Raw genomic sequence first — 25,206 nt, 5'->3', positions numbered from 1 at the left:
GTGTTCAGGCTTCAGTCACTTCTTTACTCAGATAGCTCTCAAACGTCGCTAAGATCCATTCGATACTGGTTTCGCAGTATTGCGCAGAGCTGTATTCAATACCGTAATTCAGCTCGCCGGTTGCTTCGAAGTAACCAACGTTGAAAATAAGCTTGAAGTCTTTTTCGACTTCGTCGCTGTAACATTTTTCGGCGGCTGCACTCATATCAAACGAAGTATCCATCACTTCATTACTTGTCTCTGAGGAAAACGTGGAGAGATTGAGTATTACCTCTGGCAGAACTGGTTTTTGATCCTGTCGGATGCCATAGTAGTCCGAGTGCTTCATGATGGCCAGAGGCAGGGCGTGAAGCTTCGCCTTGGCATTCTGTTCGCGGATGTGGCTCTGCCAGTTTTCGCCTATTAGCGCGCTGACCTTGAGGTTTAGATGGGAATTAAGTGATAACCACCCTACCGTATCAACTAAGTTAACTTCGGAGAGCTCTACCGCTCTTCCGTTTATGGTGTTTCTTAACTGGACATAATCACTTCCAGTGACCTTGACAGACAAGGCTAGCGCCCGCATGAGCAAGCGTTCAATGTAACCAACATCATTTCGATCGAGATCAGTGTTCTTAATGTGCCCACAGCGATAATGCGCGTCACCGCCCGTAAACGGCCGCTCTGGTTTATCGCACACAATCCCATAGTTTGTGAAATATACGCTGTCGCTATTTATCTCGTACTGGCGCTGTTGGAAGAGCGCGGATCCGACATATCGCCCGATACTCTCACAGTAAGCAGCATAGTTTGTAGATGCTCCGATGATGTTAGAAGGAAGCAGGCCGGCGCTGTATGCCAGCTTAATTTGCCGAGCGACAATATCATTCGAATAACCGTCACACATTTTGTGATGGATAACCTGCACCAGATCCATTTCGGTTTCGTCGACATGCAGGACCAGTAGGGAAAACAACAAAGGCTGTTGCAAGCGCAAACTCCGGAGTTGCCTCGCGTAATGTACTTCGAACTCACGCTGGCGGTCGATCGCAGACACGCCTCTCAGATCTACGTAGTACAGGTTGTAATCAGCCTGTTCCTGCAGCTCCTGCAGCCACTGGCCTGCCTGACATGTGCTTTTGACGCGCAGAGCCTGATTCGCACTAATAACCCGCTCAATAGCATTGCGCATCCGTTCTTCTGACCAAGTGTCTTCATCGATCCGGTAACTGGTCAATGCGATGAACAGATCGCGGTTGTTATCCTTGGTGGCGAATGAATCGAGCTGGTTAGGCGTTAGCAACAACTGTTCGGAGTGCGGCGCTGCGTCCAGCGGCCTAACCGCCTTTGTAATGTGTTGTGCAAGTTCAGCTAGGGATGCATTGTCATAAATACGGTCCATCGGCAAGTCATAACCTTGCTGATTAAGGCATGCTCGCAGCCTGAGCAGAGTGATTGAATGGACACCAACATCGGTCAAGCCATCATCAAAAGTCAGGTCTGTCTTCTCTAGGATCTCTTTAAGGCTCACCAGCAACAGGTTTTCTGCGTCGCTGTTAGGGGTTCTTCTCCCGGATTCACGACATATATTAGCTTCGGGAAGCGCTTTCTTATCAAGCTTTCCGTTCGGCGTCAGCGGAAATTCTTCAAGCACAATCAGTGCAGACGGCACCATATAGCCAGGAAGCTGCCCTCGTAACTGGCTTCTAACACGCCGGATAAACGTCTCTTCCAGTTCTGCATTCGTCGCAACAAGGTACCCCACCAGCGTCTTCTGTCCAGACGGCAGCTCCTGAACAACGATAGCAGCTTCCGCAACATTGGCAGCGTTCTGCAGGCAATGCTCCACTTCACCCAGTTCTATCCTGTGCCCGCGGATCTTCACTTGCTCATCGACCCTACCTAGGTACTCAAGCTCGCCATCAGGCTGCCAGCGTACCAGATCGCCTGTGCGGTACATCCTAGCTCCCGGCGTATCTTCGAACGGATTGTCCAGGAACCTGTCTTCGGTGAGCTCCGGCCGGTTCAGATACCCGCGGGCGACGCCCTCCCCGCCGATATACAGCTCCCCGACCGCGCCCAGCGGCAGCACCGCCAGGCGACTATCCAGCACGTAACAAAGACGTCCGAACAAAGGCCGACCAATGGTAACAGGAAGATCACTGTGCCACTTGCTGATAGCAAACTGGGACAGCGTTGCGGTTATCGTTGTCTCTGTTGGCCCATAGGCATTGCAGACCTCACAGTCCAGTTGGCTGCCCTTCAGCTTCGTCAGCAAATTCTCTGGCAGCGGTTCGCCACCAAATATCAGCAGACGCAGGCTATCAATCGCCACATCACTGTTACTCATCATTCCATTCAGATAGGAGGGGGGCAGATCCGCAATGGTGATCCCGTTGCCGGCCAAGTAGCTGCACAGTTCATCCCAATTCCACAAGGCATTGTCACGAATGAAAAGGTGGGCACCGCAACACAGGGGCGTCAGGATCTGCTCGATGGCGGCGTCAAAGCTGTTCGATGCAAACTGTAAGTACCGGTCATCAAAGCTGACGTTGTACTGAGTTGCGGCGGTTTGCAAATGTATAGCGAGAGCGGCGTGTTCAATCATCACCCCTTTAGGCTTACCGGTGGAACCCGACGTGTAGATAACATACGCCAGTGAGTCAGGCTGAACGCCGGTGACCGTCAATTCAGGAGCAATAACGCTGTGCCCAGCCAGGGTGTTCTGCAGCGCGGTATCATCAAGATTGATATGAACGATATGGTCACCGGGCACTTTCGCTTTGGTCTGTTGGTTGGTCAACAGCCAGCGAATACCTGAATCCTGCGCCATATATTCAAGGCGCGCCTGTGGGTAATCAGGATCAAACGGCACATACGCCCCGCCTGCCTTGAAAACAGCAAGCATCGCCACTGCGGTGTCAACGGAACGCGTTAGACAGACGCCCACTAGGGTTTCCGCACTGACACCCTTTGAAACCAGATAGTTCGCCAACTGATTGGCGCGCTGGTCCAGCTCCAAATAAGTCAAGCTCGAACTTTCGCAGGTAACTGCATTCCGTTCAGCATAGGTAGCGGCAATTTCTCTTATCTTTTCACTGATTAGCGGCCAGCCGGACATCAGAGTATCAGGGCAGGGCCGTCCGAATGAGAGCAGCTGTGCTTTCTCGGCCTCTGACAGCAATGCTATGTCAGCCATACACGCGTTGGCGCTGCCGCTCATCGCCAGCAGAACTTTCTTGAGCTGTTCGAGTGCCCGCTTGGCACTCCAGTCCGAAAAATACTCCCGGGCGTAGGCCAGTTCCAGGCTTAGCCGATCATGCACGATGGCAGTCAGGTTCAGCCGGTAGCTGGTTTCAATACGCCCGCTAATAGGCTCCAGGCTAATTCCATCAGCAGGCTTGTTTGCAGCTGACGGGAAATTTTCAAATACAACCAGTGTGTCGAACAAGCTGGTACCAGAAGGCAACTCAGACAACTGCTGGATCTCAGTCAGGGTGAGGTGTCCATGATGTTCCGAATCAACGTTCTGTTTGTGAAGTTGCCTGAGCCAGTCACCTATTTTCTCATGAGCGGCCTGCTCAAAGTTCTGTCGCACCGGCAGCGCGTTGATGAAGCAGCCGACCATCTCTTCAACCCCCTCCAGAGACGCCGGTCGCCCCGATACCGTAGCCCCAAATACGATATCCTGGTCACCACTGTAGCGATGAAGTAGGTAACCCCAGGCCGCCTGCACTAGCGTGTTAAGCGTGACCCGTTCCTGCTTGGCGAACCGGGTCAGATCTTCAGTTTCCACCCGGCTCAAATGGCATGTGAACTCTGCACTACCCAACTCCTTGCGGGAATGATGCTCTAAACCGAGCGACGTTGTTTCCGTAAAACCGTGCAGGCGCTCTGTCCAGTACATATTCGCATCGAGCTTATCCTGAGCCTGCTGCCACCTGATGTAATTTTTAAACTCAGCTCTCGACTGCAGTACAGGCTGTTTGCCATCCCTGAGATCGGCATAACTTTGAACCAGTTCAGCCTGAATGATCGGAACGCTCCAGCCGTCCATCAATGCATGGTGGAAACACCAAACGAAGTAGTAGCTATCTCCGCCCAGATAGATCAGGGTGCATCGCTGCAACGGGGCGCGGGTGAAATCGAACCCATTCATCCAGTCCGCACTGAGCAGCTCCGCGAGCTTCCGCTCTCGATCTCCGGCGTCAAGCGAGGACCAATCGAGCTCAAACCAAGGCAACTGCACACTTGATTGCACCAGCTGCAGCATGTTCCCCAGCTGATCTTGTACAAAGGCGGTTCGGAGTACATCATGGTACGTCAAGACCAGTTCACAACAGGTCTTCCAGTTTTTCGGGTCGAGACCATCTAATTTCCAAGCCTGCTGCAGGGTGTATTTTGCACTCTCACTGTCTTGCTGACTTAGATAGAGCAGACCCTGCTGCATCCCCGTCGCAGGATATATATCTTCAATATCCAGATAAATCGATTCAAATTGCTGCCGCTCCTGCTCCGAGAGGTTCACCAGCGAGAGTGCTGAAGGGGCGGACTGTACCGAATGGCCACGGCGCAGCAGCACTTTCGCCAGCTCGGCTACGGTCTGGTGCTGAAACAACTGTCGAGTGGTCAGCTCATATCTTCTTTGACGCAGACGGCTCACCACCTGAATAGACTGGATCGAGTCGCCGCCGATGCTGAAGAAGTTGTCTTCGATGCCGACATTTTGCAGCTCCAGTACCTCCGCCCAGACAGCACAAATAACTTTTTGTTCAGGGGTAACAGGAGCGCAATGACGTCCCGCGGTCTGTGCTCCCCAATCGGGCGCAGGCATAGCGTTGCGGTCCAGCTTGCCATTTGGCGTCAGCGGAAAGTCACGCATAACCACAATAGCTGAAGGCACCATGTACGCTGGCAGTTGGTCACACAGGTAAGATTTTAAACGCCGCGGCAGATCCTGTTCATTCAGATGTGCCGTTTCAGGAACGACATAACCCACCAAACAACTGTTTTGAGAGCCATCTTCTGACACCGTCACACATGCATCGTTAACCCAGTCTGCACTGCGCAATGCGCTCTCAACTTCGCCCAATTCAATTCGGTATCCACGAATCTTCACCTGCTGATCTACCCGGCCGATGCACTCTAGGTTGCCGTTGGCCATCCATCGCACCAGGTCACCGGTACGGTACATCCGCGCACAGGGCTTACCTGAGAACGGGTCTGACACAAACCGCGCTGCCGTCAGCTCCGGCCGGTTGAGGTAACCCCGGGCGACCCCGGCACCGCCGATATAGAGCTCACCCACCGCTCCGACTGGTAAGAGGTTTTTCTCTCGGTCCAGAACATAAAGCCGGGTATTGTTGATCGCACGACCGACTCCCGGACACTCAATCTCAGCTTTCCCCTCGATTTTTTGCAATGTCGACCAGATGGTTGTCTCTGTCGGACCGTACATGTTCCATAGTTCCCCTACTAGTGGCGTCAGGGTATGCGCTAATGCCGGGGGAAGTGCCTCACCACCGCACAAGGCACGCAAATTGCTTTTACCTTGCCATCCGGCGCTCAACAAAATATTCCAGGTGGAAGGCGTCGCCTGCATCATGGTGACGTTTTCAGATTCAATTATGCTCTGAATAAACTCACCATCGCGCACAGCATAGGTATCTGTGATTACCATGCGTGCGCCACACAGCAGAGGCAAGTACAGTTCCAGCGCTGCGATATCGAACGAGAGTGTGGTTATACACAGCAGGCAATCGTCCGCCGACATGCCGGGTTGCACACGCATGGATTGCAGGAAGTTCATCAAACCACCGTGTGTATTCATCACGCCCTTGGGTTTACCGGTTGAGCCGGACGTATAGATGACATATGCCAGTTGCTCCGGGATGATCTGCACTTCATCAGATCCGATAGGAATTCCACTGCATTGCGCGATCTCATTACTCTGTAGAGGATCATCCAGAACTATTTTTTTCAGATTGTCAGCGGGCACGCTGTCTTGCACACTTTTTTGCGTGATCAGAATGGTGAGCTCTGAGTGCTCAGCCATGTAGCCGAGACGCCTTCGGGGGAACTGCGGATCAAGCGGCACATAGGCCCCTCCAGATTTCATCACTGCGAGTACCGCCACCAGCAAATCCAGTGTTCTGTCGAGACAGACCCCAACCAGAGTGTCGGTCTGGACGCCCTGATCGATCAGGTAGCGCGCCAGTTTGTTGACTCTGGTGTTGAGCTCCGAATAGCTATAACGCTGACCTTCGAACACAGCAGCCGTGGCATCACCAAGTTCAACAGCCTGGCGCTCCATCACCGCAGAAAGCGACTCCCAAGCATCACCAGTTGCAACTTCTGGCCCGCTGCCCATTTCCAGCAGCTGACTCTTTTGGATGCTACTGAGAATCTGCTGACTCACGCTTTGCAGGCCGTCATCATGATTGACAACATGCTCGAGAAGTCTGGCGTAGAATTCGGCAAATCGAGCGATAGTTACGCGATCGAATAGATCCGTGTTGTACGCCCATGCGCAAACCAGTTTCCGCTCCTGACAACTGATCTCGAGTTCCAAATCATATTTCAGTGCAACCTCGCCGCCAACTCCACGCAGGCGCCTTGCTGATGCGCAGCCAAACTGACAGACTTCAACCGGCGGCGTTTCCAGTGTGGTAAACAGGATCTGAAACAGCGGCTGGTGACTCAGATTACGCTCCGGGTTGAGTTCTTCCACCAGCTTATCGAAGGGCAATTCCTGATGGGCCAAAGCGGCAACAATATTTTCCTTGGTCTGCGCCAACAACTCACCGAAAGAACTGACGTCACTCAGATCAGTACGCAGCACCAGGGTGTTGGCAAAGAAACCTATCAGGCCCTCAACGTCAACATGGTTTCGGTTCGCCACCGGTGTCCCCATGACGATGTCCTGCTCACTACTGTACAAACTAAGCAAAACTGAAAATGCTGACTGCAGCACCATAAAACGGGTTACACCCGCGTCTTGAGCCAAGGTATCTATACGCCGGGATAAGGCTTCCGGCAACGGAACCTCAATTACCGCACCATGATGAGTCTGCTCGGTCGGTCGCACGTGATCCAGGGGTAAACTATGTAACGGTGGTGCACCGTCCAAGACCCGTTTCCAGTGCGCAACTTCCGCGCACAGGCGCTCTCCGCTAAGTACTTCGCGTTGCCACGCGGAAAAGTCACTGTACTGGACCGGCAATGCCTGAAGTAACGGCGCATGGCCGTTTCCAACCTGTTGATGCGCGTAAATTTCTGTTAGTTCTTCAAGTAAGATAGTCTGCGACCAGCCATCAGTTGCGATATGGTGCACATGCAGGTAAAGCAAATGACGCTCATCGCCAAGTTTGGCCACACTCGCCCGGAGCATATAGTCACTATTCAAGCAGAAGCCGCTCTGCTCTTCTTGCTTCTTGAACACGGACAGTTCAACAGCTTGTTCTTCAGGGTCGAGCGCGCTTAGGTCAACAAACCTCACCCGGAAGTCCTGCACTGGCAGCAATGCAAGAGTCGGCTGCTCCTCTCCTTTATACACTGTGCGCAACACCGCATGGCGGAAGATCAGAACCTGCATACTGTCTTCCAGTGCGTTGACGGAAAACTCTCCGGTCAGTTCATAGGCACTTGAAAGCACATAGCCACTATTTAGCTCCCCGAGCTGTTCCAAGAACCAGAACCGCTGCTGACTAAAGGAGAGCACCTTTGGCGCATCCGCCGCCTGCGTACTCAGCGCCGGTAACCTTTCCGCAGAGCGGCCCCGGCGCTCTATGCATTTAGCCAGAGTTGCCAGCTCTGAGTGACGGAACACATCCTTCACCGGCAGCTGGACATCAAAAACGGCGTTTATCTGGCTTACCAATCGGGTAACCAGAAGAGAATGCCCGCCAAGTTCAAAGAAGTCTGAACTGAGACCGACCAGGGGAATCCCCAGCAGGTCCTGCCACATCCCGGCGAGCTTCCGTGCGACACCATCCACCGGTTCATCATCTACGACCGTCTGCACGCTAGGTGCCGGCAGAGCCTTTTTATCCAGCTTGCCGTTGGGTGACAATGGAAAGTGCTCCATCACAACAAAAGCGCAAGGCACCATGTGTGCCGGTAGCTGATCCGCCACGGCCGATTTGAGCCGCGTGGGCAGGGTGTCAGGATCAGTCTCGGATTCGGCGATAACGTAGCCGACCAGGCGCTTGTCACCAGGGCGCTCCTCTCTGACCATCACTGTCGCTTCAGCAACCCCACTGGCATTTTGTAAAGCGTACTCTATCTCTCCGATTTCAATTCTGAAGCCGCGGATCTTCACCTGCTCATCCACCCGCCCCAGGTATTCCAGGTTGCCATCCGGCAGCCACCGCACCAGGTCACCGGTACGATACATTCTCGCACCCGGTGCAGCTGAGTAGGGGTCGGGCACAAACCGCTCTGCGGTCAGCTCCGGCCTGTTCAGGTAACCGCGTGCCACCCCTTTGCCGCCGATATATAACTCTCCGACAGCACCATTGGGCAGTATTTCAAGGGCACTACCAAGTACGTACAGGGCAGTGCCATTAAGCGGTCTGCCAATATGTACGCGCTCATGTGACACATCCAACTGACCGGTTGTGGCACAGACGGTGCTTTCGGTCGGGCCGTACGCATTGAAGAAAGTCCGTCCTTCAGCCCATTGGGTCATGGTCGTTTGAGGACACCGCTCTCCAGCTACAACCAAATGAGTCAGGTTATGCATCTTGATTGGATCAAGTTGCGGCAACATCGCCGGGGGAATGGTTGCGTGCGTAACCCCCTCCGTGGCGAGCGTCGCCATCAAGTCCTCTGGGGACAGCAATACTGACTTTCTGACCAACACCAGTCTGGCTGCAGCCCAAATCGACATCGCCCACTCGGACACAGATGTATCAAAGCTGTATGAAGCAAATTGCAGCACTACGCTGGATGCGTCCAACTCCAGCACACTCACCTCTGCGGGACCCAGGTTCGCGAGTCCGCCATGCTCAACCAGGACTCCTTTAGGTTTGCCAGTCGAGCCGGAGGTATAAATGACGTACGCGAGATTGTTAGGGCGCAGTACCACTTCATCAGCACCGAGCGGTTCGCCTGAATAAGCGGCGATTTCATCTTGCTGGTTTTTGTCATCCAACATTATCCGCTGAATTGATTGCCCGGGTACCCGGGCCGCGACGGTGCACTGTGTCAACAGCAATCGGAATCCCGCATCCTCGGCCATATATGCAAGCCGTCCCTGCGGATACTCCGGGTCCAGCGGCACATAAGCACCGCCCGCCTTCATCACGCCTATCAGGGCAACGATCATCTCCAGTGACCGCTCGACACACACGCCCACCAAGGTTTCCGTGGTAATCCCCAGAGCGATAAGGTAACGCGCTAACTGGTTAGCACGCCTGTTCAATTCTGCGTAGGAATAGCTCTGTCCCTCAAACACAACTGCAACCGCGTCTGCATGCTCAATCGCATGTCGCTCCAGCACCGCGGGTAAGAGATCTGCTTCTGTGATCCCGGCTGTTTCAGCGCCCCGTCCCAGCGCACACAAGCTGTGCTGCTCGGCCGGCGTCACAAATGTCTGCCGAATACTCGCGTCTGGCTGGATCACCAGCTCAAGTAAACGCCCGTACATATCAGCCATGCGCTCAATCGTTGCAGCCTCAAACAGAGCTGAGTTATAGCTCCACCAGCACGTTAAACCGTCATCATCTCTGTTGACATGCAGATCCAGCTCAAACTGAATATCCACAGCAGCATTTACCGGGTGTGGCGCAGCTCGGAGGTCATCGCTAAGTTCGAGTGCATCACGCGCGTCCTTAGCGGCTGTTGCGGAGAACATGATCTGAAAGAGCGGATGATGGCTAAGACTACGTGCTGGACAGATCTCTTCCACCAGTTTATCGAACGGCAGCTCCTGGTGCGCAAGCGCTTCAACCACCGCGCGCCTAGTCTGTGCAAGTAGTTCACCAAAGGAACTGACCCCTGCCAGCAGATTCCTCAGCACCAGGGTGTTTGAAAAGAAGCCGATCACCCCTTCTGCGTCAGCATGGTTGCGGTTGGCCACCGGGGTGCCCATTACAATGTCCTGCTCACCACTGTACAGGCTGAGCAGCAGTGCGAACGCTGATTGCAGGGCCATAAAGCGCGTGGCCCCCGCTTCCCTTGCCATGCGGTCGATACCGCTGGCCAAAGCTTCGGGCAATTGCTTACGAATTACGGCTCCAGCATGGGTTTGCTCATTTGGGCGCGGATGATCCAGCGGCAGGCTGTGCAACGGTGGCGCACCGTTCAGCACCTGTTTCCAGTGGGCGACCTCAGACGCCAGGTGCTCACCACTGAGCACCTCACGCTGCCATGCGGCAAAGTCGCTGTACTGAACAGACAGGGCCGGCAGTGTACTGTCGGTGAACGTACCGGCACGTTTGTGCCGATAGATTTCGCTCAGCTCCCGGAAAAGGATTTCCTGGGACCAGCCATCGGTAGCGATATGGTGCACATGCAGATACAGCAGATGGCGGTCCGCAGCCAGTTTGAGCACACTGGCCTTGACCATGTGATCGCTGGCAAGGTCAAAATCGATCACCGCTTCCTGCGCCCTGCACCGGCCGAGCTGAGCGTCCCGGTCCTCTCCGCTCAGCTCACTGAGGTCCGTAAATGATATCCGAAATGCATCGACCGGCAGTAGTTTCAGAACCGGTGTATCCTCACCGGTAAACACGGTACGCAGCACCTCATGACGCGCAATAAGGACCTGCAGACTGTCTTGCAGCATGTCAACAGAGCAATCTCCGGACAGCTCATAAGCGCAGGACAGCACATAACCCTGATTCATCTCACCCAGCTGCCTCAGGAACCAGAAGCGCTGCTGGCTGAAAGAAAGCACCCTGTCCGCGCCCTCAGGCTGCGGCAGCAACGCGGGCAGCCGGCTTTCATTGCTGAGTTCATCAATGCAGTCCGCTAGGGCACTGAGGGTGGAGTGAGTAAAGACGCTCCTGACCGGCAACTGCACATCAAACCGGGCATTGACCTGACTGACCAGGCGGACAACCAGCAGCGAATGGCCGCCAAGGGCAAAAAAGTCTGAGCCAGCACCGACCCGGGATACGCCCAGCAGGTCCTGCCATACCCCCGCCAGTTCAAGTGCGGTACCGGCTAGCGGGATGTCATCCTCATCTGCATCCAGTACCGGCGCCGGCAGCGCCCGTTTGTCCAGTTTGCCGTTGGGGGTTACAGGGAACCTCTCCATCAGCACAAAGGCTGACGGCACCATGTAAGCCGGCAACTGCGCACTCAGGGCGGTTTTAAGCTGCCCTGAGTGCGACGCGCTGTCCTCACCCGCCGCAGCGATCACATAACCCACCAGGCGTTTATCACCCGGCACGTCCTCGCGGACAATGACCGTAGCCCCGCTTACGCCTTCAGTACTTTGCAGGGCGTGCTCAATCTCACCGAGCTCAATGCGGAAACCGCGGATTTTGACCTGGTCGTCGATGCGACCAAGGTACTCCAGGTTACCCTCAGGCAGCCACCGCACCAGGTCGCCGGTACGGTACATCCGCGCACCGGGCTTACCTGAGAACGGGTCCGACACAAACCGCGCTGCGGTTTGCTCCGGCCGGTTGAGGTAGCCACGGGCGACACCGGCACCGCCGATGTAAAGCTCGCCCACAGCTCCTTCCGCCGCTAACGCGCCAGATTGGCTGCTTACATAACAGCACCGCCCTGTGTTCGGGCGGCCGATATGCGAGTGCCCCCCGGAAATAGTTGCCAGCGTGGTGTTAACGGTAGATTCAGTTGGTCCGTATGCATTAAGGATACGCCCCCCCGTCTCAACAGCCAAAGCAGCAAGAGCCTGCCAAAGACTCTCAGAGATAGCTTCCCCACCAATAACCAAATCCGGCAAACTAAACCCTGCTTTTCGTTGTGAGTACACTTCGAGCAGCATCTGGATCTGAGAAGGTGTGCTGTCAAATACCGTAATCTGTTCCTTTTGCAAGGCTGAAAGCAGCAGTTCGGGATCATTTCGGGTTTGATCCGAAAGCAGAACCAGCAGGTCGCCGGAATAGAAAACAGAGAAGGCCTGCAGTGACGCGTCAAATACAAGCGCAGTATTCCATCCCCAGCGCCGAACGGATTCATCCTTGTGGCGGGGAAGCTCAGTCGCTAATGATTGTGCAAACTGACTAAAGTTGTGATGTTCAACCGGCACACCTTTGGGCTTACCGGTCGAGCCGGAGGTGTAAATCACATACGCCAGGTTCTCCGGCCTCAGCCCGGTTTCCGCCACCGGCAGCGGCGCACCAGACTGCGCGGCCAGCGCTGCCTGAAGCTCCGCCTCATCCAGAACAATACGCTCCAGCTTATCCCCAGGCACCGCATCTGCCACCGCTGATTGTGTCAGCACCAGGCTCAGCCCTGCATCTTCAGCCATGTACGCCAGACGCCCCAGCGGGTACTCCGGGTCCAGCGGCACATAAGCACCGCCCGCCTTCATCACCCCCAGTATGGCCACCATCATATCCAGCGAGCGCTCAACACAAATTCCCACCAGGGTTTCCGGCTTAACACCCCGCCCCATCAGATACCGAGCCAGCTGGTTCGCTTTGCTGTTCAGCTCCGCATAGGTGTAATACTCATCTTCAAACACCACCGCCACCGCATTGCCGCGCTCGGCAGCCTGACGCTCCAGCACCGCCGGCAGCAGGTCATCTGCGGTCACCTCCGGTGCCTCCGGCCCGGTGCCCAGCGTAACCAGCGCCTGTTGTTGCTCCTGAGATAACAGCGGTGCACTGACTGCGGCCTTTTCATCGTCGTGCCACGCCGCCAGATCCCGTTCCCGTCTCTCTCTGGCAACAAATTCATCGTACTGATAGCGTGCATCGTAATCTGTCGTGAGGTCACATAGTGGTATCTCCGGGAACCGGGAAATCTGCCCGAGTAGCGCTCTCAGGTAGTCTGAAAACTCTGCAATGCTCTTTCTGCAAAACAGTTCCGTGCTGTATTCCCAGTTCAGTTCCAGCGCGTGCGGCGTTTCGACTACATCCAAGGTGATATCAAACTTGGACAACGGATACGCCGGGTCTCTCTGCTGCACGTCCAGACCCGTCATACCAACCGCATCACCGTCTGAGATACTGTAACTGATCATGATCTGAAACAGCGGATGAAGCCCTGGATCCCGTTCCGGCGCCACCCGTTCAACTATCCTGTCAAACGGCATATAGGAATAATGCTGAGACTCAATAAAGCTTGCTTTGGTGACTTCAAGCAGTTCATGAAAGCTCTGAAAAGGCTGAACATCCTGCCTCAGCGGAATGACATTAACGAAATAACCAAGGATGTTATTGAGCTCGGGACGGGTCCGGTTTGCGACCGGTGTGCCAATCACGATATCAGCTCGTGAGCTCAGCCTCGACAGCAGTACACCCAACAGAGCTTTCACACCGATAAACAGGCTTGCACCAGCTCCGGCACACAGAGCTCTGAGCCTTTCCGCTTCTGGCCCATTCAGCACTTCACTGTAGTGCTCTCCGGCGTAACCTGGCACTGCCGGACGCGCGTGGTCAAGTGGCAGCTGATGCCGCTGAGGAACGCAATACAGCAGCTCTTCCCAGTAGCCCAGTGCCGCCTGAGCAGCCCGGCCCTCCAGCCATTTTGCTTCCCAGGCAGCATAGTCCCTGTACTGCAAGTCCGGTACGGCGAGACGACTTTCGCCATGCTCTGCAAACTGATTATAGAGTGTGGTCAGCTCGTCAAATAGCTGCGCCTTGGACCAGCCGTCCGCCAGAATATGGTGAAGCGTTAAAAACAGGCTGTGTTTGTTCTCTCCGACCCGCACCAGACGAACGTTAAACTGACCCGGCGTACCCAGAGCAAAGGACTGTGCGGACTCATGCCCGGAGATCTGCTGCAGCCCCTCTTCGGGCGTGACTTCAGCAGGCAACTCCTCCACACAAAGCGCGACGGGACCGGCGGCAACCACTTGCTGACAAGGGCCGGACTCAGGATGGTCAAAATAACGGGTGCGGAGAATCTCATGCCGGGCAACCAGCTCTGACAGTGCGTTTTGCAGCGCTTTAACGTTAAGCTCGCCACTCATCTCGTACACCAGGCTAATGTTGTAGTGACTGGTTTTGTTGTCGAGTTGCTCCATCAGCCACAAACCGCGCTGCGCATGCGACATCGGATAACCTGATTCGTTGTGCGCTGTCGGCTCTACCAGAATATTTTCAGGTGTGGCCAGCCACTGAATGATGGCCTGCTTGTTTGCCTTAACATTCTCAAGATGATCACGGCTGAGCACTCCTTTGGGGGCCTGCATTCTGAGCTGGCCATCTTCAAGTAAAAGTTGTGCGCCAAGTTCATCTAACTCTGCAATCAGGTTGCTTACGTCTACCACTCTAATATCCCTATCAAACTAAATCCGTGTACCTTGCCGCCGTCGTCCGGCTGAAAAATGTCAGATAACCAGAGCCCAAAACTAAATGAGTGAATGAAAGAAAAAGTCCAGCAATGTGGATTTTCCGGTCACGATTTTAACTTCGAACTGCTGGCCAAGTTCCAGCACCACATCATCGTCAAACCTGACCAGCGCAACGACCTTAATTCCGCTGTCAGATTCCTGCATCTCAATTTCGGAAACTTTGCCCCGGTATTCCCTGACCTTGCCGGGCTTTTTTATTAAGGCTGGCTGGTCAACTTTCACAAGGCCAACCCATGTCTCATCTACGGGGAGCGACAGTCGCACCTTATCCTGTGAAACCGCCTTAAATATAACGTCACCTTTCAGAATGTTCTCAGAGCTTGAATACCCCCGGTACACTTCGGTTACTACTGAATCAAACGGCAGGGTGACAGGCGCGTAGGTATAAAGATAATCTTTGATAACATTGTCAAATGTCTGGTACCTGACCTCTAACAATGGTTTACCGGCGGGCGTCTTTAAACCCTTGACGAGTTCAGATTTAATTACGGTCAGATCTTCATCGGCAAATATTTCAATGCTTCTGCTCGGGTCCACCAAAGCAGTAGATTCATATACTTCTTTAAACTTTATGTTAAGAACAAACGCAATGACGGTAACGATCAAAATAATGATAAAAAAAGTGGCCACCGCCATGGGGGCGAGTGTTTTAGCTTTGTAAAACTTCACATAATAGCCTGAGAAAAAAAGCACCTTCGCCTCCTACAGCTCAACGATATGATCACACAGCGCCTGCGTACTTGGATCATGGCTCACCACGATGATTATCTTATCCTTTTTAAGGACCTGGATATTTTCCCAGAATGTCTGTGCTGTTGCTACGTCCAGATGTGATGCAGGCTCATCCAAGAGCAGAATATCACCATCCGTGTACAAGCCTCTGGCGATAGATACCCGCTGCCTCTGCCCCTCCGACAACTTACTGTCATCATCGGCCAATTCAGTATTCAAACCATGCGGCAATGCGGTGATGAAATCATTTACCATGGCGCCAGAAACCGCCTTATCCAGCTTATTTTCATCGTATTCATCAGAAAGCAGGCAGACGTTTTCCTTGATTGTGGATGAGAACAGATTGATGTCCTGCTCAATGTAGGAAACCGTCAGAGGCTCACAGCCGGGCTCAGCGAAGTATTTCACCTCACCCGAGTTGGGCGTCATCGCTCCGCTTAAAATGCGCAGCAACGTGGATTTCCCGGCTCCGTTTCTGCCCTTAAGAAAATAAACAGAACCGGAGTTGAACGTATAATCAAGTGCTGGTACGAGTGGGGGACTGTCACGGTATCCAACCGTCAATGCTCGGCATTCAATCTGACAACGATATCCGTTTTCCTCTCGGACGGTAAAAGACGGTGGCCGACGCGGGTGTTGCTTTGACAGTCTGACAATCTCCCCCATCCGACCAATTTGTGCGCCAGTGGTTTTCAGCGCGCGGGACACATCTGACAGCTGATAAAACGGCTGATTCAGATAGTCGAGTAGCAGAACAATCATGGCAGCCGTACCAACCGTTGCTTCACCACGGTCAATCAGCAGAACGGTGTAAAAGAAGATCACGACATAGCTGATATTTAGTATCAGTGACTGAATCGTTCGCTGCGATAATATATTTAAATCGGTCTTAAAACTCTGGAGGTAAAGGGCGTCATTATCTTTGCTAAGCGCTTGTTCCAGCTTACCAGACAGTGGACTGCTTTGGATGTTAGTCATACTGCTGCAGTAGTTGCCCAGTGATTCACCCAGTCTGGACTTCTTCTCATAAAACAGACCAATCGCTCTGCCTACCAGTGAGCCATGGAACCTGAAATTAACATAATGCAGCGCGACGAACCCGAGGAGGATGAAAAACAACTCGGGGTTTATCGTCCAGTAAATACCGCCAACAATGGCCGATACAAAAACAACAGAAAAAACAAAATAGACAACCAGTGAAAATTGATGTTGAAAGTCGTTAATAAACACACCAAGTCGTGCTACCAGGTCCTGCTTGTCCAGACTTTTTATGTCCTGATAGTCCAGTTTCAGCAGACTCAGGACAAACTCACCGCAGATATCTTTTTCCAGCCGCTGCCTGATGGCGAGAAAGATAACATCCTGATAGGAATGCAATAATACCCTTAGCAGAAAAATGCAGACCAGCAGCGCACACACGATATGAAATATACCGGACATACCTTTCGGCAGCACATAGTCGATAAGTACTTTTACCGAGACAGGCAAAAGCAGATAAAAAACCGAAAACGCACAAATATACGCAGCGACTGCAAGGCAGGAAATTTTATTGATTCTTACAGCATGCCAGAAAAGAGATAAACGGGATGCTTTCTCCTGCTTGGGCAAGGCGCTGCCCGATAGGGTGGTATTCACGTTTACCACCTCTTCAGGACGAAAGTCATTTCTGAATTAAAAATGACGGTAAAGCTAATGTCATCATATAACATGTCCTTCACAGCCAGCGCGTGAACGACATATTTACGAACCCCGTTTTTAAATTCAGCCAGTTCCTTTGGCATACCCGCACCTTAAGCTATTTGCATGGCCTTCAAGCAGTTCCCCACTTCGAACCTTAAAATCTGGTTATAAACTTAACTGAAAAAAAAAATAGTTCAAACTAATTTTTGGGCACCATGCTCGCGCAATAATGCACAATACACCTCCTTGCATATAAAGAAACGTCTGGGGGCTATTGAGCGTTGCTTTCGTTTTTTGGATGGTGTAGTGTCAACGCCGCCTTGCGGTCGATTAGCTGTTCCCGCGAGTAAAAGGAATTAATTTGATTCAGGGAAGAGCAGTCTGCAGCGTGCTCCTATCAAGCTCCGTGGTTTCCCGAAGAACTTACCTGCTCTTTCATGATTAGCTGTCAGTTGCCTCAGATATTTATCTTTGGCGCATAAGGAAATCTAAACGTGAAAAGTGCCTCTATAATCGAGCTAATTAACTACTCTGCTCAACAATACCCAAACAAGAACGCTATTGAAGACGGGCACTCCGCAATCACGTATCACGAACTGAACAATTGGTCCAATACCATTGCCTTGAGTCTGTCTCGGGCAGAGCTTGATAACCGCATCATTGCCGTACAAATTCCCCGTTCAGCCTCCCAGATAGCCGTCTATCTGGGTATTCTAAAAGCGGGTTGCGCGTATCTACCAGTTGCCAACGATATACCGGACAATCGCCTCGAAGAAATTCTTAAACAAGCAAATGTTAGTGTCTTTATCGGCGCCCAGGACAAAGCACAGCATGCCCCAAACAAATTTGTCAATACAGAGTCGCTTAGCCGACAGGCTCTGAGTTACGGTAGTACGAATTTACCATTTGTATTTTCGGAGGATTTGAGTGAACGTGCATATGTAATATTCACATCTGGTTCCACAGGCCAGCCCAAAGGCATTGAGGTAGCCCACCATTCACTCAGTGCAATGACCACGTCTTTTACTGAACAATTCAGTATCAGCCATAGAGATCGCATGCCGGTTATTGCCGGAGAAGGATTTGATGCCGCAGTTGCGGAGATCTGGCCAGCCTTAGTTACTGGCGCGACGCTGGTAGTCGCCAATGCAAATGAACGTCGTTCGCCCAGCGAATTTCTGAACTGGCTGCAAACCCGTGAGATCAGCTTTGCTTGGGCGCCGACTGTGCTCGTAGAAGCGTTACTTCAACTCGACTGGGAACAACACCCCGCAGATCTTCCGCAACTGCGCTATCTTATTACGGCCGGCGAACAGCTTAAGGCAAGACCACCTGCGAATTTTCCCGCAAAGCTGTACAACTGTTATGGCCCGTCTGAGTGCACTGTCATTGCGAGTTGTGGGTTAGTGGAGCCCGAGGCAACAGGCCAACAGGCGTTTCCTCACATAGGTACCGCTTTGTCGTTCAGCAAGCTCTATTTGTTCGACTGCGAACTCAATGAGGTCGGGGATGGCGAACAGGGTCAGCTGTACATCGGCGGTGAAGGCGTCGCCATGGGGTATATAAACAATCAGGCGCTGACCGATGAGCGCTTTATTCAGAACCCAACGAGCCGAGAGGAAAGTGACATTCTCTACGCAACGGGCGATATATGCTATCGAGATACCTCAGGGAACCTGCACTTTATCGGCCGAGAGGATGACCAGGTCAACATTGACGGATTCCGTGTGGAGCTATCCGAGATCACACAGCAGCTCCTGCGTTGCGGGGGCGTTCGCCAAGCTGCCGTTGTCGCGGCCGCAGCTGAATCAGAGCGCAGCCAAATCATTGCCTACTTTCAGGGCGAAGTAACTGAACAGCAACTGTGCCAGCTGCTTCAGGAACAGCTTCCCCGCTACATGGTGCCCTCCCACTTCGTGGCCGTTGATGCGTTTCCGCTAACACCGAACGGCAAGATTGACATCAAAGCTCTGCCCCAGCCATCGCTGGTGGCTACGATGGTTGACAAGACAGATTGGTCAGAAGAAACCACACGACTTGCCAAAATTGCCGGCAAAGTGCTTAACCGAGCCGCATTTGATCCGTATACGAGCCTGTTTGCGCAGGGAGCTAATTCCCTGCTCGCAACAATGGTACTGGAGGCTGTCGAGCGTGAATTAGGCGTCAAACGCACTATTTCACAACTTTTCAATGAACCACGCCTGGGCCACTTGCTCGATAGCAAGTTTGATATCGAGGAAGACAATATCGTCGAAGTCCGGCCTGATCCCGATGGCTCGTTACCTTCGCACAAGCCGTTGACGGCCGCACAGGAGCAGATCTACACACTTTGCGCGCACGAACCCGAAAACCGGGCGTATCACGCAAGGGCGATCATGACACTGAAAGGCAAACTCAATGCAGAGGCGCTGCGGGACGCGCTGAATGCCATAGTGATCAATCATGAGTGCTATCGAAGCACCTACATAGAGGTGGATGGAATTCCCTGTCAGGTCGCACAAGAACCCTTTGAAGTGGATTTGTCATATGAGGATCTCAGCTCGCTGGGAGAGCAGACAGCAAGGGCAAAGGCATACGAGCTTATCTGCGGCGCCGTTGATGAAGTCTTTGATATCACGCAATTGCCCCTTGTGCGCTGGAAACTCGTAAAGACAGCGGAACAGACTTTTGAGCTACTGCATGTAGAGCACCACCTGGTCCACGATGGCTGGTCGTATACCGTATTTCTGCGAGAGCTGATGGATACCTATCAGGAGCGCCTGTCCTGCGCAGTCCCCCCTGCCAGACAGATACAGCCGCAGATCGGCGACTATGCCAAAGTTCAGAAAGCATGGCTCCGCTCGTCATCTGCTCAACAGCAAGAACAATACTGGAAGCAGAAGCTGGAGAACTCACCGCAGGTGATTGATCTCCCTTTAGCACTCCCCCGTGAAGAGAGAAAGAACATCGGCACCACTATCCGCCACTCGCTGGATCGTGAATTCTGGGAGAGAACCGAGAAATTTGCCGCAGCGCATAACGTCACCGCCTATTCATTGGTGCTGGCTGTCATGACCGTCGTCTTTGGACGGTATAGCAATCAGGACGATATCTCTATCGGTTCAGGATTTGCAAACCGACGCTGGAAAGGCAGTGAAAATATCATTGGCATGATCATCAACATGCTGGTTATGAGAAACCGGATCGACCAGATGGAGTCTTTCAGTTCTTTCCTGAAACGGGTTGGCGAGACTGTATCAGAAGCGCTTGAGCATCAGGAGCTGCCGTTCGGTCGCGTGGTCGAAGTCGTGAATCCGCCACGAGCGGCAAGCTACAACCCTCTGTTCCAGGTCGCATTGGGTTTCCATGATGCGCCGTTACCGGACGGCGAGAATCCCTCCCTGTTCCACAGCTCAGATGAAGCACTTGGTCAGGGGTATTCCAAATTCGACATGCAGATGACCGTTATCCCGAGCGCAACACTCGCAGGGGCGAAGGACGAAGCGAAACTGATTTGGGAGTTTAACTCCAGCATCATCGCTCCTGAAGTCGGCAGATCAGTATTTGAGAGCCTACTGAGAGTATGGGAATTCGTATTGGACTCTGGTGCAACCCCAGTAAAAACGCTGCCATGCCTACGTGCCAATGACTCCGCCATCACCGGCCACCTGCGGGAGGTTGCTACAGACCACTCGGGGGTGGCATTTCACCAAGCGGTCCGCCTTACCGCACGCCGTTTCCCGGATGCTATCGCCCTTCAGGAACGCGACAAGCTGATCAGTTATGCGGAACTGGATCGCCAGTCCGACAGGGTCGCGCGTCACCTGGTTCAGCAAGGTTTAGAAACTGAGCAGCTAGTCGGCATGTACTTCGACCAAACCAGCAACTACATCATCAGTCTGCTGGGGGTGATCAAAGCGGGCGGCGCGTTCGTCCCTCTGGATAAGGAACACCCACAGAGCCGACTTGAATTTATCTGTAACGACGCCGGTTTTGACTATTTTCTCTGTCAGTCCGAAGATGCCGAGACACTGAATTCTATGGTACGTGGCTACGTTGTTGAAGTTGACAAGGTGCTGGCCGGCGACGATATCACTGGTGGCATCGCCCTGCCTACTCCAAAAGAAGATGCCCTGTGCTACAGCATCTACACTTCGGGCACAACGGGCTATCCAAAGGGCGTTCTTGTTGAACATAGCAACCTGGTTCACTACTGCGAACAGCTCAATACCTATATAAAAAATGAAACAGGCTCCGATCAGCAACGGTATGGCTGGAACAACTCCCTGATCTTTGATGGTTCGCTATGTGCCCTTTCTCAGCTCTTCAGTGGCGGAACCATCGTGTTTTTGTCAGCGGAATCGCGCACGGCCCCCGAGGTGCTGACGGATGAATTTGAACAGTATGCCTGTACAATTTCGAATCTTACGCCAACACAGCTTCATTATGCCTTAGAGTATCTGGATAGCGTCGGCAAACATTGGACATTGCCATCGCTGATTGTCGCAGGCGAAAGCATTTCAGAGGCTATGTGGACGCAGCTGTCGAATATTGACAGTCAAGAAGGTCGTATGTTCTTCAACGGCTACGGCCCGACAGAATGCACCGTCGGTTCGTCATTTGAACGCATTAGCCACAGCACTACCCCCAATATCGGCCATGTGCTTGACAACGTCTATGCCGTCGTCGTAAATGAGGCTCTGGCCCCTTTGCCATACAATACCAGGGGAGAGCTACTTATTGCAGGCCGCGGGGTGGCACGCGGTTATCTCAACCGGCCGGAACTGACCGAAGAAAAGTTTGTCAGCATCAGGCTGGCGGACGGCAACTTACACCGCTTCTACCGCACTGGCGATATAGTGCGGTTGCGCTCAGACGGAAAGCTATCGTTCGTAGGACGAGATGACGATCAGGTCAAAGTTCGGGGAGTGAGAATTGAGCTGGAAGAGATAAATGCCACACTCAAAGCGATTCCAGGCCTGAGTGATAGTCGTGTTCTGGCCACACAAAGCGATGACTACAACACACGGGTTATCGCATTTGTGAGGCCAGACAGCTCCGCACCGCCCATTAACGAAGAGCAGATTCTCGCCTCCCTGTCGGGGACCCTGCCAAGCTTTTTGCAGCCCTCACAAGTGGTGATTGTTGATTCTTTCGCTATCTCAGGCACAGGCAAGGTCGATAAGAAACTCCTGCTGGAATTGGCGGAGCACGCACGCAGTTCCGTCGAGCAATTGTCGCGTTCAGCCCCCGCGACACCAACCGAGCACTTGGTTCACGCAGAGTTTGTCAGCCTGCTTGAGGCGGAAGATGTCTGCACTTCGTCAGACTTTTTCAGCGTCGGTGGGCACTCGCTGCTGGCAACTAAATTGCTCTGGAATCTCAACCGAGAATGTGGCACGCGCATCACGATTAAAGAGATGTACAACGCAAGCACAATCGCATCCCTAGCAAGTCTGATAGACGAAACAAAAGAGCGAAACAATGCTTCGTTGTCGGAAGAAGAGTTGATGGATGTGTTTGAACTGTAGCAAATCCAAACGCCAGCCCCGTCACAGGGGCTTTTTCTCAAAGAAGAATTTTTATGCATAGAACACAACCTAGTCTGCTCAGACCCGGTTTCATCCTCGTCTGGCCGTTGCTTCTGCTTTGGCAGGCCCAGGGGTTTGCCAGTCCGGCCGAGTGCTCTGCAAAGAGTCCTGAACATCTGTCATATACAGGTAAAGTTCTTACGAACGACCTCACAAATATCAGAACACCGGTGCCAGGGCTGGTTCACTCAATGCCGGAAAGCACCAAAGCGGGGACGATCGTCAAACGCGGCGATTTGCTGGCGCTCATCGAAGCCCATGAACTGAACGTGCAAGTCCTTGAGCTTGAAACCGAACTGAACAGGATCAGGGTAGAGCGCTTGAAACTTAATGTGCTTTTCGGCAACACGCTGAAGTCTGCTATAGGACAGGAAAAGAAACTCACCCCTGCCCTTGAGGTGAACCAAGCGGCTGAGAAAGCTGCGATACGTAAACTGTCGTACCTGCGAGAGATGCAGTCGAGCAGCAGGATAACCGCACCGTTTGATATAAAGATCCTGAAGCAGCACATTTATAACGACGCCTATGTCGGTCAGGGCGATGTGATTATAGAAGCGCAGCGGGTGGACCGTCAGCTGGTGCAGTTTTCAGTGGATCGTCAGATCAATCAGAAACTGAATCAACTCATTGAAACGAACGTTCCACTTTCCGGTCTGTATCTAGACGACGGAGAATCAAGAGAACCAATCAGAACCGACCAGTTGAAGAGTCTTTTAGTGACCACGAACAATGGCTGCTACTACCACTGGCTGGTGGAAGTCGCTCAGGGCACATCCGGCGGTAAACGGGGCAGCATACAATACCCCCTTCAACCCGGTATGCTTGTCGATATAACAGGCCAGCTGTAACACCATGCTTATAGGAGAGTATCTTAAAAGCTTCGGTTTTATTAACCAGCAAAACATTGACGAAGCGCTGAAGTTGCAGGTGCGTACGGGCTGGCAAATTGGCCAGTGTCTCGTTCATCTCAATTGCTGCAATGAACAACAGTTACAGATGGCACTTACAACCCAGTGGACCAGACAGAGCAAGCGTGTTTCCATCACAAAGCAGCTTGTAAACCTCTTCGATTTAGCGCGGATCGCTAATTGCAACGGCCGAGGAATGCTGCTCATTGCATTGCAGAGCTTTTTCTGCGCTTCCTTGTCGATACCCGTGCTGCTCACGCTCTATTTGCAGATTGTTGTCGGTCACATCGCGGTCAGTGGTGACATTGATGAATTAACGAATTTTTCGATCGGTTTTATTCTGCTGCTTGTCCTTGGGGTTTTTTTACAGCTAATATCTTATATAACAACTTCCTGGGTCAGCTCACATTCCTGCTCAAGGCTGACCAGACAACTCATCGATAAACAGCAGAACCTTTCCTACCCGTTGCTTTCGCGCGTAAGCACGCAGAAGATAGTTAAGTTAACCACGGTTAATATGGAGAGCGTCAGCCGACTTCTATCAAACATTCTTCCTGAGCTGTTTAAGGCATTGTTTACAATCATTATTTCGCTGATTGTAATTCTGGTTAACTCCTCTCCTGAGGTGCTGCTGCTGGTACCTCTAATGTTTGCTCTGATGGGGATAAGCGTGAGATACGCTGTAAAAGGCAACAGCGCGATTGACGAGGAGAACATCAGCGCCACACGCCTTTCGAAAAAGCTCTCGGAACTGATTACGGCATTTTTACCCGTAGTCACCTCCGCCAGTAGTAAAGTGTCCAATTCGACATTGAACAGCATCGACGCCCATATGCTGAAGCAAGGTAAAAAGTGGAAAGCCTGGTACAGTGCCGGGGTGGTGAGCTATTCATCGGATTTCCTCATAAAGCTGACGACGATATGGCTGGGCGGCGTACTTTTTCTAAACGGAGATATCTCGATTGGCCCCTTTTTGGCGCTGGTTATCTCTATATCTATCTTGGTTCCCAGCTTCGAGATGCTCTATCAGATATACATGGGGACGAACGAACTTGAGATCCAGTTAAAAGAGATACGCACCGTTACCTGCCTACCTGACGATGACCGAAAACTGAGCAAGCTGCTCGGCAGAAACACACAGACAATACAGCTGCACGCTGTGGACTTTCATTATGCTAAAGAAGAAAAGCAGGCATTGGAGAGCGTTTCACTGCAATTGAAAGCCGGACATGTCTATCTGATAAAGGGACAAAGTGGTTCGGGCAAATCCACGCTTTTAAAGATCCTCAGCGGGAAGCTCCTCCCCTCCGCCGGGCATGTCAAGTTTGATGAAATCAACATCGAACACATACCTTTTTTCCAGATGAGGAAAGTCGTCGGGGAAGTCAGCTCCGAAGATGCCATTGTTCGTGGCGTCTCTATCCGATCATATATAACGATGGGAGCTGAAGACATCGATGAAGAAAGATATCAGCGAGCACTGGCGGACAGTATTTGCTGTGATCTGATAAGCAAACTAGATATAGGTGACCAGACTATCGTAGGCAAGCATCGAGAGTTTTCCGGCGGGGAAGAGCAACGCATAAAACTGGCACAGGCCTTTTACCGAGATGAAACGATTCAAATTTATGATGAAGCCACGTCGGCGCTAGATATCAGATCGACAGCACATGTATACGGAAGGTTATTTAAGCCTGTGCCGGGAAAGATAAAGATAATTGTTTCTCATAATGCGCTCTCCAGCCAGTACTGTGAAAACATCATCAGAATCAGAAATGGAAAGATTGAGCGAGCTACGGAAGTAAGCGAAGAACACAAAGAAATGAGCATTTAGCGA

General features: G+C 52.4%; 7 protein-coding genes. 3 read left to right on the top strand and 4 right to left on the bottom strand.

Annotated elements, in window-relative coordinates:
• Positions 1 to 4 precede the first annotated feature (4 nt).
• From DU002_RS00520 to DU002_RS19325, 4 genes are all read right to left on the bottom strand, one after another.
• On the bottom strand, positions 5 to 14,395 hold the full coding sequence (locus tag DU002_RS00520) for a non-ribosomal peptide synthetase (protein WP_114336397.1): 14,391 nt from the start codon (positions 14,393 to 14,395) through the stop codon (positions 5 to 7).
• Positions 14,396 to 14,476: 81 nt separating this feature from the next.
• Positions 14,477 to 15,172, bottom strand: a complete 696-nt coding sequence (locus DU002_RS00515) for an HlyD family efflux transporter periplasmic adaptor subunit (RefSeq protein ID WP_114336396.1) — start codon at positions 15,170 to 15,172, stop codon at positions 14,477 to 14,479.
• A 9-nt stretch (positions 15,173 to 15,181) separates the two neighbouring features.
• Positions 15,182 to 16,846, bottom strand: coding sequence for an ATP-binding cassette domain-containing protein (locus DU002_RS00510; RefSeq protein ID WP_158537918.1), 1,665 nt, complete (start codon positions 16,844 to 16,846; stop codon positions 15,182 to 15,184).
• A gap of 2 nt (positions 16,847 to 16,848) precedes the next feature.
• Positions 16,849 to 16,992, bottom strand: a complete 144-nt coding sequence (locus DU002_RS19325; protein ID WP_158537917.1) for a hypothetical protein — start codon at positions 16,990 to 16,992, stop codon at positions 16,849 to 16,851.
• A gap of 393 nt (positions 16,993 to 17,385) precedes the next feature.
• Between DU002_RS19325 and DU002_RS00505 the strand changes: the two genes are divergently transcribed.
• From DU002_RS00505 to DU002_RS00495, 3 genes are read left to right on the top strand one after another with little or no spacing between them, the layout of a single operon-like run.
• The gene (locus tag DU002_RS00505) at positions 17,386 to 22,401 is read left to right on the top strand and encodes a non-ribosomal peptide synthetase (protein ID WP_114336394.1); all 5,016 of its coding nucleotides are present in this window, start codon (positions 17,386 to 17,388) and stop codon (positions 22,399 to 22,401) included.
• 53 nt (positions 22,402 to 22,454) lie between these two features.
• Positions 22,455 to 23,309: an efflux RND transporter periplasmic adaptor subunit gene (locus tag DU002_RS00500; protein ID WP_114336393.1), complete on the top strand. Its 855-nt coding sequence runs from the start codon at positions 22,455 to 22,457 to the stop codon at positions 23,307 to 23,309.
• 4 nt (positions 23,310 to 23,313) lie between these two features.
• Positions 23,314 to 25,203, top strand: coding sequence for an ATP-binding cassette domain-containing protein (locus tag DU002_RS00495; protein WP_114336392.1), 1,890 nt, complete (start codon positions 23,314 to 23,316; stop codon positions 25,201 to 25,203).
• The last annotated feature ends 3 nt before the right edge of the window (positions 25,204 to 25,206 follow it).

Origin of the sequence: Corallincola holothuriorum (assembly GCF_003336225.1) — a bacterium.
GTDB classification, from domain to species: Bacteria; Pseudomonadota; Gammaproteobacteria; order Enterobacterales; family Neiellaceae; genus Corallincola; species Corallincola holothuriorum.
Note: the sequence above shows the minus strand (reverse complement) of the source record. Positions and strands in the feature narration are given on the sequence as shown.